Below are 11868 nucleotides of genomic sequence, written 5' to 3' on the forward strand. Positions count from 1 at the left end.
CCGCCAGGTGTCCGTTCAGTGTTCCTGAAGTGCCCAAGGGGCGCCGGCTTCGGAGAACAGCTTCTGCCCGCGCGCACACGATTGCACGAGGTCCACGATGCCCCGCACCGTCGTCGCCCGGCCGACCTGGAAGTCCTCTTTGGACACGTACTGTTCACCGATCGCGCGCGGCTCCGGGGCGTCGCGGACCGCCTCCAGCACGGCTGTGAAGCCGGTGGTGTCCTCCAGCGGGACCATCAGCGGCACCTCGTCGGGGCGCTCCCGGTGGTCCAGCAGGTTCGCCAGCAGGTCGGCCTCGGGGAAGGTCTGGTCCAGTTCCTCAACGCCGGAGCCAACGCCGGAGCCGGAGCCGGAACCGGTGACCGACAGGTGGCCGGTCGTGTAATGGAACACCGCCTCACCCTCAGTCCCCTGCACCCGAACCCACGGATCGATCTGCGTGGGCTGCGGCGCGCAGACCGACACCGCGACCAGGATCGGCGGCGCGTCCGGCAGCTCGATCCGGACCGCCGAGGTGTCGTCGGCCTCGACCGGGTTGGCGTGGAACAGCTCCAGCTCGGTCTTCGCCGGGATCCGGGCCATGGCGTCTTCGCCGAGCACGGCCAGGGCCGTGACGATCGCGTGCGCGAACGGGTTCGTCAGCGCGCCGTCCAGCGCCGGGACGCCGTCGCTCAGCCAGCGCTTGCCGGCCCACGGCGCGCGCTGCCAGTACGACTCCGGCCGGCACCAGGCCCCGGCCGCGCCGACGCCGGTGACCTCGCCGATCGCGCCGGCGGCGACCAGCGTGCGCAGCAGCGGCAGCGCGGCCGAGCCCAGCGACTGGAAGCCGACCTGGACCAGGCGGCCGGTCCGGGCCGCGGTCTTGCGCAGCTCCTCCAGCTGGGCCAGGCCGGTCACCGGCGGCTTCTCCAGCAGCACGTCGGAGCCGGCGCGCAGGGCGGCTTCGGCGAGCGCGAAGTGCGTGGGGGTGGGCGTGGCGATCAGCGTGATGTCCGGCGGCCCGCCCGGCGCGGCCAGCAGGGCGTCCAGGGTGTCGTGCCGCGCGACGCCGGACGGCAGGGCGCCGGGCTCCGGCGGGCGCGGGTCGGCGACCGCGACCAGCCGCAGCCGGCCGGCCCGTTCGAGCTCTGCGACGCGGCTCAGGTGCCAGCGGCCGTGACCGTGGACGCCGACGAGGGCGACGGTCGGGGGTTGACGCACGTGACCACCTCCGTGAAGATCTGTCCCGGAACGTTCTCGTGAACGGTCACAGGAAGCCTAGCAAAGTCGGGAGGGCAAGTGACCGCCTCGCACACCGCGCTGTCGGCCGAGACAGCCGTGAGCGCAAACAGGGACCTGGTCAGCGTCCGCGTGGGGGCGGTGGAGGTGCTGCGGGCCCGGTTCGACGCCGACGCCGTCCCGCCGTCCGAGTGCCGCACGCCGTATCTGCACCCGCTGCGGACGCTGTCCGGCGGCGTGGTGACCGGGCACCGCCCGCACGACCACCGCTGGCACAAGGGCCTGACCATGGCGGTGCCGAAGCTGGCCGTGGCCGCCCCGCCCGGGCGTCCGGGGCGTCCGGCCGCCGCGAGCAACTTCTGGGGCGGCCCGAGCTACGTCACCGGCCGCGGCTACGTCGACCTCGACGACGCCGGCCGCATCGAGACCAGCCTGTTCGAGACCGCGGCCAACGGTTCGGTCGCCGCGGACCTGGTGTGGATCGGCGCCGACGGCGTACCGGTGCTCAGCGAGCGGCGGACGTTCGCTGTCCGGGACGTCGACCGCGAAGCGGGCTGCTGGACCCTGGAGTTCCGCAGCGAACTCCGGACCCTGGGCGCCGACCCGGTGGAGTTCAAGAGCCCGACGGTCCTGGGCCGCGAACTGGCCGGATACTGCGGCTTCTTCTGGCGCGGACCGCGCGCGTTCACCGGCGGCCGGGTCCTGGCCGCCAACGGCCTGGAGGGCGCTGACACGCTGATGGGCCGGCGCGCCGAGTGGCTGGCCTACATCGGCGAGTTCGATGAGCGCGACGGCTTCGCCACGCTGGTCTTCGTGCCCGAGGGCGAGGCGCCGGAGTGGTTCGTCCGCGGCGAGGACTACCCGGGCGTGAACCCGTCGCTGGCGTTCGGCGAGCCGCTGCCGCTGGCGCCGGGGGAGGTGCTGGCGCTGGGCTACCGGGTGGTGATCGCGGACGGGGCCTGGTCGCGGGAGCGGATTGAGGATTACCTGCGGCCGGGTCTCACAGCTGGTCGGTGAGGTGTGCGCGGTCCGGCCCCTGGATCAGGGCCCGGCGACGTCCTCCTCGGTCAGACGTCCTCCTCGGTCAGCAACCGCATCACCAGCCCGGTGGCCGGCTTCGGCCCGAACGCCGTCGACTTGCGCGGCATCAGCACCCCGGCCCCGGCCAGCTGCCGGACCACGTCCTCGGTGGTCGGGCGCAGCAGGACCGCGGTGCCGCCGACGCGCGCCGCCTCGGCGACCGCGTGGTAGGGGTCGTGGTCGAAGCGGACTTCCTCGGGGGTGTCCGGGAGCTGCCAGATCGACTCCACCAGGACGTGGTGCAGGACCGTGGCGTCCAGGGCGCGCCAGGCCTCGGGGCGGTCGGCCGGGATCGCTTCGGCCAGGGCCGCCGGGTCGGGGGCGGTGAGCAGGTAGTGCGTGCTGCCGTCGGACAGGACGAAGGCGTGCTCGCCGGCCGGGATCGCGTCCAGGGCGCGGTGCGGGTCGGCGGTCTCCCGGACCGCGAAGACCTTGCCGGCCTGCACCGCCGCCGTCGCCAGCGGGACGTGCGGCAGGACGCGGTGGATCGCGTGCAGGCTCAGCGGGTAGCGGCCGGCGTCGACCAGCAGCGCCAGGCCGTACTCGGCCGGGCCGCCGCGCTCGGCGCGCAGCCTTCGGTAGGCGGCGTGCCGGTGGTGGCCGTCGGCGATCAGGGCCCGTTGCCAGAGCAGGTCGGCGGCGACGCGCCGGACGGCGGCCGGGTCGGACAGGGCCCACAGCCGGTGCCGGGTGCCGTCCGCGGTGGTGGTCGAGGTCAGCGGTCCGGTCCGGTCGGCGACCTGGTCCAGCAGGTCCGAGACGGTGCGGTCGCCCTGGTAGGTGAGCAGGATCGGCTCGATGTGGGCCTCGGTGGCCCGCATCTGGGCCAGCCGGTCGGCGACCACCGAGTCGGTCACGGCCTCGTGCGGCAGGATCGCGCGGCGCACCGGGGACGGCTCGGCGTCCGCCGCCGGCGTGGAACCGTCGGCACCGGGATCGGCGTCGTCCAACTTGACCAGGCCGATCAGCCCGCGCTGCCGGAAGCCGTGGCCGATCTGCTCGTAGATATACAGCGCCGGTTCGGCGTCCTGGCTCAGTGCGCCGTCGTCGATCCAGGTTCGCAGCGAGGCCGCGGCCCGGTGGTAGCGGGCCGGTGCGCCGGGCCCGCCGGCCAGCTCTTCGGGCGCGGCCAGGATCAGCCGCACGACGTTGTGTTCCTCGGTGTCGGCCAATCGCCTGGCCTCATCCGGACCGATCATGTCGTACGGTGGCGAAGTAACCGCCGACGGGTCGTCGACCCGATCCGGAGCGAACCGCAGCCCCCGGAAGGGGAGGATTCGCAATGCCTGCGGATCGCTGAGTGCCATGCAGGCATCTTATGGATTCGGACGGTGGCATGACGTAGGCGGAGGGTGGAAAGGAAACACGGCAACAAGGTGTCACGGATGGGGAGCCGTTAGCGGGAGCCGAGTACGACGGAGGATCTGATGTCTGAGCGATACGGCGAGTACGACGCCGAGGACGGTACCCGCGAGCCGACCGGAGAAGCTGCCGACTGGTACCGGCAAGGCGTCCAGCTGCTGGAGGCCGGCGACCCGGCGGGCGCGGCGCAGCTGCTCACCAAGGTCGCCCTCAAGACCCCCGACTCGGCGCCGGTGCTGGAGGCGCTGGCCCGCGCACACTTCGACGGCGGACTCTACGAGCAGGCCGTCGAGAGTTTCGCGCAACTCGCCCATGTGAGCCCCGACGACGACTACGCACAATTCGGCTGGGGCCTGGCCGCGGCCAAACTCGGCCAGATGGATGTCGCCGTCGAGCACCTGTCCGCCGCCGCCGCGATGCGTCCGGAGATCCGTCACTATGCCAACGCCCTGCGCGCCGCCCGGTCCACCCTCCGGGAGCAGACCGGCAAGAAGGGGCTGGCCGACACCTGAGCCGCCGAGTGTGATCAGATGGAGGTGTGACCGCTGAGACCGCTGACCGTTCCGGGGGCGCCGGCCACGCCGCGCCCCTGCCGCTGCTGACCTCGCAGAAGTCGCTCGCCGAGGCGTACGACACGGCGCTGCTGGACCTGGACGGCGTGGTGTACCGCGGCGCGGACGCGGTGCCGCACGCCGCCGATGCCCTGCGCGCCGCCGCCGAACACGGCATGCGGCGCGCCTATGTCACCAACAACGCCTCGCGCACGCCGGAGGCCGTCGCCGAGCACCTGAACGAACTCGGCGTCCCGGCGACCCCGGCCGAGGTCGTCACCTCGGCCCAGGCCGCGGCCCGCATGGCGCACGCCTGCGTCGGCGACGGCGGCCGGGTCCTGGTCATCGGCGGCGAAGGGCTGATGGCGGCGGTCCAGGAGGTGGGCCTGAAGCCGGTGGCCTCCGCCGACGACCTGCCCGACATCGTGGTGCAGGGCTTCTCGGCCGACCTGGGCTGGAAGGACCTGGCCGAGGCCACCTACGCCGTGCGCCGCGGCGTGACCTGGATCGCCACCAACACCGACACCACCATCCCCAGCGCCCGCGGCATCGCCCCCGGCAACGGCACCCTGGTCGCCGCGGTGCGCGCCGCCTCCGGCGCGGTCCCGCAGGTCGCGGGCAAGCCGGAGCTGCCGCTGCACCGGGAGTCGATCCTGCGCTCCGGCGCCACCCGGCCGCTGATCGTCGGCGACCGGCTGGACACCGACATCGAGGGCGCGGTGCGCGGGCACACCGACAGCCTGCTGGTCTTCACCGGCGTGACCACGCCGCGCGACCTGCTCGCCGCCCCGGCCGACCGGCGGCCCAGCTACCTCGCCGAGGATCTGCGGGGCCTGCTGACCTCGCACGTCGCCCCGATCCGGGACGGCGTGAGCTTCGTCTGCGCGCGCTGGTCCGCCGCGGTGGTGTCCGAGCAGCTGGTGCTGCACGGCCACGGGGACAAGATGGACGCGCTGCGGGCGATGTGCGCGGCGGTGTGGGAGTACGGCGGGCCGGTCGACATGGAGGACGCGCTCGCGAGCTTGGCGTAGCGGCGCGGAGCCGCGCGGAGCCGCGCGCAAGCTGGGGCCACTGGGGCCGCTGCCTCGGCGCGCGCTCGTGAGCTTGGCGTAGCGCGGGCTGCCCCCGCGCGGGCGCCCGCGGGTTCGGCCCGCGGCACGGCGGCGTCCCCTGCCTGGACCCGCCACGTCGCCGGATCGCGGCCCGGTGCCGAGGCTGGCGGCATGAAGGAACTCGATTGGCGTCCGGCGGTCCGTGTCGTGCTGGTGGATGAGGGCGAATATCCGGTCCACTCCGTGGCGTTCGCCGCGGGCTGGGTGTTCGCGAAGAACGAGCACGGGACCGTCGCCTTCCCGTCCTCGCAAGTGATCAAGGTCAGCCTGGGCTGAGCCGGCCCCGCACCACTGGCCTGAGTCAGCCCTGCACCACGGCCCCGGCCTCGACCAAAGCGTCCACGTCCTCGAACCCCCACGCGGCCAACGCCTCCCGGGTGTGCGCCCCGGCCGCGCACGGCGGCAGCCCCAGCTCCGCGGAGGTCCGCGAGAACCGGGGCGCGGGGGCCGGCTGGGTCAGGCCGTCGCGCTCCACGAGCGTGCCGCGGGCGGCCAGGTGCGGATGCTGCGCGGCCTCCTTCGCCGACAGCACCGGGGCCACGCACGCGTCGCTGCCTTCGAACACCTCGGTCCACTGTGCGCGAGTCCGGGTCCGGAACACGTCCGCGATCAGGGCTCGCAGTTCCGGCCAGCGTTCGCGGTCGTTCTGCCCCGGCGCGCGGTCGGCGATCCCCAGCCGCTGCACCAACTCGGCGAAGAACTGCGGCTCGATCGCGCCGACCGCCATGTATTCGCCGTCCGAGGTTTCGTAGACGTCGTAGAACGGGGCCCCGGTGTCCAGCAGGTTGGTGCCGCGCTGCTCGCGCCACAGGCCCAGGCTGACGAAGCCGTGCAGGATCGCCGACAGGTGCGCGGTGCCGTCGACGATCGCGGCGTCCACGACCTGCCCGCGGCCGGAGCGGGCCGCCTCCCAGACCGCGGCCAGGACCCCGACGACCAGATACATCGAGCCGCCGCCGAAGTCGCCGACCAGGTTCAGCGGCACCTGCGGCGGGCCGCCGGCCCGGCCGATGGCGTGCAGGGTGCCGGTGACGGCGACGTAGCCGATGTCGTGCCCGGCCCGCGGCGCCAGCGGCCCGTCCTGGCCCCAGCCGGTCATCCGGCCGTAGACCAGCGCCGGGTTGCGGGCCAGGCAGGCCTCCGGGCCGATGCCCAGCCGCTCGGCCACGCCCGGCCGGTAGCCCTCGATCAGGACGTCCGCCTGCTCGGCCAGCCGCAGCACCACCTCGGCGCCGCCGGGGTGCTTCAGGTCCACGGCCACCGAGCGCCGGCCCCGGTTGAGCACGTCCCGGTCGCCCATCGACAGCCCGCCGCCGCCGGGCCGGTCCACCCGGATCACCTCGGCGCCGAGGTCGGCGAGCAGCATCGCGGCGAACGGCCCGGGCCCGATGCCCGCGATCTCCACGACTTTCAGTCCCTGCAGCGGCCCAGCCATGCACCCTCCCGGCGCTCCGGCGGCGATTACTGACGGAGTATCAACTTCTGCTGGTGTACCAGTTCCGGCGTCAAGGCGCCTGCTCGAACAACGGCCGCAGCAGTGCCTTCGACCTCTGCCACCGCTCGTCGAGCCGCGCGGAGGGGTGGGGATGCAGGAAGGACACCATCCGCAGCCCGCGGATCGCCTCCAGCGCGGTCAGCAGCCGCAGCTGGAAGTCCGGCAGCGCGGTCACCCGCGGCCCGAACAAGATCACTGACACCTCGGCGAACCGCGCGGTCAGCGCCCGCTCGAACGCGGTCGTCGCCTCCCGCAGCTCCGGATCGGTGCGCGCGGCCACCCACAACTCGATCGCGGCGTCGAAGGTCGGGCCCTGATGCGCCTTCCACAGCAGCTCCAGGGCGTCCCCGACCGGATCGGTCGACCCGGCCATCAGGTCCGGCCGGGCCAGCACCAGCTCGGCCTGCTGCTCGGCCAGGTGCCGGACGGCGGCCACCACCAGCTCGTCCTTGGTCGCGAAGTGGTGCACCTGCGCCCCGCGCGAGACCCCGGCCAGCTCCGAGACCCGGATCGTGGTGGTCCCGGCGTAGCCGTGCTTCACCAGGCACTCGACGGTCGCGTCGAGCAGCAGCCGGCGGGTGGTGGCGGAGCGTTCCTCCTGGGTGCGGCGTGTGGTCACGCCGACCAACTTACAGGCAGATCTGCCGGTTTGTTGAGGACCGCCGAGCTCGGCAGCTCACAGCAGCTCGCGCAGCCACAGACTCACAGCAGGTTGCGCAGCCACAGACTCACAGCAGGTTGCGCAGCCACAGACTCACAGCAGCTTGCGCAGCCGCAGCAGATCCGAGAACGAAGCCTCCAGCTTCACCCGCCCCCGAGCCCACGCCGAGGCGAAGTTCAGCTGCCCGGCGACCAGCGCCACCAGATCGTCGCTGTTGATCGTGAGCCGGATCTGCGCGCGGTCCCGGGGCTCGGTGGTGACGTCCTCCAGGGTCCCCTCACGCAGCGTGCCGTGGAAGGTCACGTCCAGGTCCGGGACCTTCAGGCTCACGGTCCGCACGAGCTTCTTGTTCGACTCGTCCATGTCGCCGAGATTCCCGGCGAACTCCTTCAGCGCTTCCCGGCATTGCTCGATGGTGGCCACTCGCGTGACCCTAACGCACGTCGGCCGGTGTAAGCGTGGCGTCGGCGACCGTCGGCACGCGCGGCGCCGGGAGTTCGGCGGCCACCGGTGCCGGCCGGCGGCGCCGGGTCACCGCGGCCCAGACCACGAACGCCAGGGTGATCAGCATGTAGGCGTCGCCGATGGCGTTCTCCCACCAGCCCCAGTGCATCTCCAGGCCGTGGTCCACCGGGAAGAGCAGTAGCGGGCCGATCAGGAACACCAGCGCGAGCAGCGCCAGGCCGGCCATCTTCAGCCGCTGCCGGCCGCGGATGATCTGGATGGCGAACGGCAGGAGCATCGGGGCGATCCAGACCCAGTGGTGCGACCAGGAGACCGGGGAGATGAGCAGCTGGCAGGCGGCCACCACGGCCAGCGCGCAGACCGGGTCGCCGTGCCGGACCGCCCGGCGCGCCCCGAGGTAGGCCAGGGCGATGACGGCCATGGACAGCGCGAGCCACAGGTGCTCTTCGGTCTTGACCGACATCGCCAGCCCCGGCAGCCCGCCGAGCCGGTGCAGCCCGCCGCGCAGCGACTGGTTGGCGGCGTATCCGAGGTCGCCGATGCGGGTCGGGTCGAAGACCGTCTCGGTCCAGTAGGCCTTGCTGTCCCGCGGGGCCAGGATGAAGCTCAGGGAGGTGGCTCCGACGAAGGCCGCGGCCATGTTCGACGCGGTCTTCCACTGCCGGCGCGCGACGAAGTAGAGCAGGAACACCGCCGGCGTCAGCTTGATCGCCGCGGCGATGCCGGCCAGCACGCCGCGCGGGATCCTGGTCTTCGGGCCGAGCGCGTCGGTGACGACCAGGCCCATCAGCAGTAGGTTGATCTGCCCGTGCAGGAAGGTGCTGCTGATCGGCTCCATCACCAGGCTGAGCAGGGTCAGCGTGACCAGCACCCGGGGTGTGGGCTCGGGCAGGAACCGGGCTCCGGCGCGGGTGCGCAGCACCAGGTAGAAGGTCCAGGTCAGGGCGGTGAACCCGATCGCCACCATCAGGACCGCGGCCAGGTAGTAGCCGACGAAACCCAGCACGCTGAACACCACGGCCGCGAACGGCGGGTAGGTGAACGGCAGGTTCGGCCCGGCCAGCGGCCGCGGGAAGGCGGTCGTGTACAGCGGCAGGTTCTTCATGAAGGAGATCCCGCCGTCCCGGTAGACCTTCAGGTCTATCAGCGGGTTCCCGCCCTTGCCGGCTATCAGCCCGATCCCGAAGACCAGGACGGCCGCTGCCATCCACCAGGCGGCGGCCCGGCGTCGGCTCCACGGCTTGTAAGACGTTGTCAAACGGTCGATCCAGGGACCGTCGTCCACCATCGCCATGCCAGCGATACTCCTTATGATCCGACGCCGGCGCCGCGGCAGGACTCACGCGCTTCCAGGGGGTGTCGCGGCGAGGGGATTCTTCGCGACAGTCGCATACGTTAGCGGATATGGACGGCGCATGAATGTCACTCGAAAGATTTGTGAGTTAACGGCAGATGCCCGTCAGGCGACGCCCTGACCAGGGTTTCATCGCTGCATGAGGGAATCCTGAGGCAATCTGTGCAATATCTGGCGGCATTGCTAATTCGCGGCGTCCTCGCGGCGGCCATCTGGTTCTGCTACAGCTTGTCGTAGTTCGCTGGCGTCGTCAAGATGGTGCCGGTGCGCGGGCCGGAGTCGGTGCCACAGCAAGCGCCACAGCAAGCGCCACAGTCAGTGCACAGTCGGCGCAGCAGTGGGTCCGCACGATAGCGTTCGTAGTGAACAACCGACAACCGAAGGCGAGCGGCGCGACCATGGACGAGTTCGAGACGGACGGCCGACCGGAGGGGGAGGCCGGCACGCCGGCGACCGCCTTCCAGGACGGCGCCGAACCCGCCGACTTCCACGTGGACTACGAGCACTCCGGCGACCGGCGGGTGGACGACGCCCTGGACCGCCTGGCCGCTCTGCCCGGCACCCCGCTGCCGGAGCACGCCGACGTGTACGACGCCGTCCACACCGAGCTGCGCGCGATCCTGTCCGAGCAGCCCGCGGGCGCCCAGGGCCCGCGGTGACGCCGCGGCGCCGCCTGGACGCCGAGCTGGTGCGCCGCAACCTGGCCCGCTCGCGGGAGCAGGCGCGGGAGCTGATCGAGGCCGGCCGGGTCACCGTCGGCGGGCAGACCGCGGGCAAGCCGGCGACCCAGGTGGAGACGGCCGCGGCGATCGTGGTCGCCGAGCCGAGACTGGGCGCGGACTACGTTTCGCGCGGCGGGCACAAGCTGGCCGGGGCGCTGGCGGCGTTCGCCGGACACGGTCTGAGCTTCGCCGGCCGCCGCGCCCTGGACGCCGGGGCCTCCACCGGCGGCTTCACCGACGTGCTGCTGCGCAACGGCGCCGCGCACGTGGTGGCCGTGGACGTCGGCTACGGCCAGCTCGCCTGGTCGCTGCGCACCGACGAGCGGGTCACCGTGCTGGACCGGACCAACGTCCGCGACCTGACCCCGGACATGATCGGCGGCCCGGCGGAACTCGTGGTGGGTGATCTGTCGTTCATCTCACTGCGGCTGGTGCTGCCGGCGCTGGCCGCCTGCGCGACCCCGGAGGCGGACCTGACCCTGATGGTCAAGCCGCAGTTCGAGGTCGGCCGGGAGCGGCTGGGCTCCGGAGGCGTGGTGCGCGACGTCGCCCTGCATGCCGAGGCGGTGCGGGACGTGGCCGCCGCCGCGGCGAAGGCGGGGCTCGGCGTGCGCGGCGTGGCCGCCAGTCCGCTGCCGGGACCGGCGGGCAATGTGGAGTACTTCCTGTGGCTGCGCGCCGACGCGCCGCCGCTGCGGGAGGAGGATTTGACGCGGGCTATCAAGGAAGGGCCGGCCGGGGACGGGCGGTTTGATGCGGACTCCACGGCGGAGCTCGGGTCGGAGCTCGGGCCGGAGCGCGGGTCGGAGTCCGCGCCGGAGGTCGTGCCGGACTCCATGCCGGAGCTTGCACCGGAGCCCGTGCCGGACTCCACGCCGGAGCTTGCACCGGAGCCCGTGCCGGATGCTGTCAGCGCTGCTGGATTGATCGTGAACGAAGGGTCTGGGGACTGAACTGATGGGACACGGCGAGCGCAACGTGCTGTTGGTCGTCCACACCGGCCGGCAGGTCGCCCTGGACGCCGCGCGCGACACCGTCGCGCGGCTGTCCGCCTCCGGGGTCGGCGTGCGGGTCCTGGCCGGCGAGGCGGGGGAGCTGGAGACCGATGCCCCGGTCTGCGCGGCCGACGCCCAGGCGCTGGAGGACATCGAGCTGGTGGTGGTCCTCGGCGGCGACGGCACGATGCTGCGCGGCGCCGAGGTGGCCCGCACCGCAGGCGTCCCGCTCCTCGGCGTGAACCTGGGCCGCGTCGGCTTCCTGGCCGAGGCCGAGTACGAGGACCTGGCCTTCGTCGTGGACCGGATCGTGGCCCGGGACTACACGGTCGAGGAACGGATGACCGTGGACGTCGAGGTCCGCCTCGACGGCCAGGTCGTGGACCGCTCCTGGGCCCTGAACGAGGCCAGCGTCGAGAAGTACTCCCGCGAGCGCATGCTCGAGGTACTGGTCTCGATCGACGGCCGCCCGCTGTCCAAATGGGGCTGCGACGGCGTCATCTTCGCCACCCCGACCGGCTCCACCGCCTACAACTTCTCAGCCGGCGGCCCGATCGTCTGGCCCGACCTGGACGCCCTGCTCCTGGTCCCGATCAGCGCCCACGCCCTCTTCGCCCGCCCCCTGGTGGTCTCCCCCCACTCGCTACTGGCCCTGGAGCTACAACCCAACGGCGACGACGCGGCGAGCAAGGGCGCTGTGATGTGGTGCGACGGCCGCCGCGTGATCGACCTGCCGCGCGGCGCCCGGGTCGAGGTGCGGCACGGGGCGCTGCCGGTGCGGTTTGCGCGGCTGCATCGGGCGCCGTTCACGGATCGGTTGGTGGCTAAGTTCGCGCTGCCGGTGGATGGGTGG

Annotated in this window: 12 protein-coding genes and 1 pseudogene; 7 read left to right on the plus strand and 6 right to left on the minus strand. The window is 72.7% G+C overall.

Features of this window, described 5'->3' with window-relative positions; translation table 11 throughout:
• Nucleotides 1–15: 15 nt before the first annotated feature.
• Nucleotides 16–1200, minus strand: a complete 1185-nt coding sequence (locus tag KGQ19_RS29080) for a Gfo/Idh/MocA family protein (protein ID WP_212014700.1) — start codon at nt 1198–1200, stop codon at nt 16–18.
• 78 nt (nt 1201–1278) lie between these two features.
• On the opposite strand from KGQ19_RS29080, the gene KGQ19_RS29085 reads away from it, so the two are divergent.
• Nucleotides 1279–2235: a DUF6807 domain-containing protein gene (locus KGQ19_RS29085; protein WP_212014702.1), complete on the plus strand. Its 957-nt coding sequence runs from the start codon at nt 1279–1281 to the stop codon at nt 2233–2235.
• Nucleotides 2236–2285: 50 nt separating this feature from the next.
• On the opposite strand, the gene KGQ19_RS29090 is transcribed toward KGQ19_RS29085, so the two are convergent.
• On the minus strand, nt 2286–3605 hold the full coding sequence (locus KGQ19_RS29090; RefSeq protein WP_212014705.1) for a DUF1015 family protein: 1320 nt from the start codon (nt 3603–3605) through the stop codon (nt 2286–2288).
• A gap of 120 nt (nt 3606–3725) precedes the next feature.
• Here KGQ19_RS29090 and KGQ19_RS29095 point away from each other — a divergent pair, with 120 nt between their 5' ends.
• From KGQ19_RS29095 to KGQ19_RS29105, 3 genes are all read left to right on the plus strand, one after another.
• On the plus strand, nt 3726–4172 hold the full coding sequence (locus KGQ19_RS29095) for a tetratricopeptide repeat protein (protein ID WP_212014707.1): 447 nt from the start codon (nt 3726–3728) through the stop codon (nt 4170–4172).
• Between the two features lie 77 nt (nt 4173–4249).
• Entirely contained in the window at nt 4250–5242 is a 993-nt protein-coding gene (locus tag KGQ19_RS29100; protein WP_368862178.1) for an HAD-IIA family hydrolase, read from the plus strand.
• Between the two features lie 192 nt (nt 5243–5434).
• Nucleotides 5435–5599 (plus strand): hypothetical protein, encoded by a 165-nt coding sequence (locus KGQ19_RS29105; RefSeq protein ID WP_212014711.1) that lies wholly within the window; start codon nt 5435–5437, stop codon nt 5597–5599.
• 25 nt (nt 5600–5624) lie between these two features.
• Here KGQ19_RS29105 and KGQ19_RS29110 read toward each other — a convergent pair whose 3' ends face one another.
• From KGQ19_RS29110 to KGQ19_RS29125, 4 genes are all read right to left on the minus strand, one after another.
• Nucleotides 5625–6758 carry a CaiB/BaiF CoA transferase family protein gene (locus KGQ19_RS29110; RefSeq protein ID WP_212014714.1) on the minus strand — a complete coding sequence of 378 codons (1134 nt, stop codon included), beginning with the start codon at nt 6756–6758 and terminating at the stop codon, nt 5625–5627.
• 70 nt (nt 6759–6828) lie between these two features.
• Nucleotides 6829–7437, minus strand: a complete 609-nt coding sequence (locus KGQ19_RS29115) for a TetR/AcrR family transcriptional regulator (protein ID WP_212014716.1) — start codon at nt 7435–7437, stop codon at nt 6829–6831.
• A gap of 135 nt (nt 7438–7572) precedes the next feature.
• A complete protein-coding gene (locus KGQ19_RS29120; RefSeq protein WP_212014718.1) occupies nt 7573–7902 on the minus strand; it encodes an alkyl sulfatase C-terminal domain-containing protein in 330 nt (109 codons plus the stop codon).
• A 10-nt stretch (nt 7903–7912) separates the two neighbouring features.
• Nucleotides 7913–9238, minus strand: a complete 1326-nt coding sequence (locus KGQ19_RS29125; protein ID WP_212014735.1) for a glycosyltransferase 87 family protein — start codon at nt 9236–9238, stop codon at nt 7913–7915.
• Between the two features lie 422 nt (nt 9239–9660).
• Here KGQ19_RS29125 and KGQ19_RS29130 point away from each other — a divergent pair, with 422 nt between their 5' ends.
• The 3 genes and pseudogenes from KGQ19_RS29130 to KGQ19_RS29140 form a co-directional block, all read left to right on the plus strand.
• Nucleotides 9661–9957: a hypothetical protein gene (locus KGQ19_RS29130; protein WP_212014737.1), complete on the plus strand. Its 297-nt coding sequence runs from the start codon at nt 9661–9663 to the stop codon at nt 9955–9957.
• Nucleotides 9954–10754: pseudogene (locus KGQ19_RS29135) on the plus strand (TlyA family RNA methyltransferase); the annotation flags it as partial. The gene KGQ19_RS29130 and the pseudogene KGQ19_RS29135, both read left to right, overlap by 4 nt.
• 223 nt (nt 10755–10977) lie before the next feature.
• A partial coding sequence (locus KGQ19_RS29140) for an NAD kinase (protein ID WP_212014739.1) occupies nt 10978–11868 on the plus strand: 891 nt, incomplete at its 3' end.

Source organism: Catenulispora pinistramenti (genome assembly GCF_018274385.1).
Classification (GTDB): domain Bacteria; phylum Actinomycetota; class Actinomycetes; order Streptomycetales; family Catenulisporaceae; genus Catenulispora; species Catenulispora pinistramenti.

What these genes read in the sequence shown, in the direction of transcription:
- KGQ19_RS29095 (WP_212014707.1), top strand. Translation starts at nt 3,726, where the DNA reads ATGTCTGAGCGATACGGCGAGTACGACGCCGAGGACGGTACCCGCGAG.
- KGQ19_RS29110 (WP_212014714.1), bottom strand. Translation starts at nt 6,758, where the DNA reads ATGGCTGGGCCGCTGCAGGGACTGAAAGTCGTGGAGATCGCGGGCATC.
- KGQ19_RS29125 (WP_212014735.1), bottom strand. Translation starts at nt 9,238, where the DNA reads ATGGCGATGGTGGACGACGGTCCCTGGATCGACCGTTTGACAACGTCT.
- KGQ19_RS29090 (WP_212014705.1), bottom strand. Translation starts at nt 3,605, where the DNA reads ATGGCACTCAGCGATCCGCAGGCATTGCGAATCCTCCCCTTCCGGGGG.
- KGQ19_RS29105 (WP_212014711.1), top strand. Translation starts at nt 5,435, where the DNA reads ATGAAGGAACTCGATTGGCGTCCGGCGGTCCGTGTCGTGCTGGTGGAT.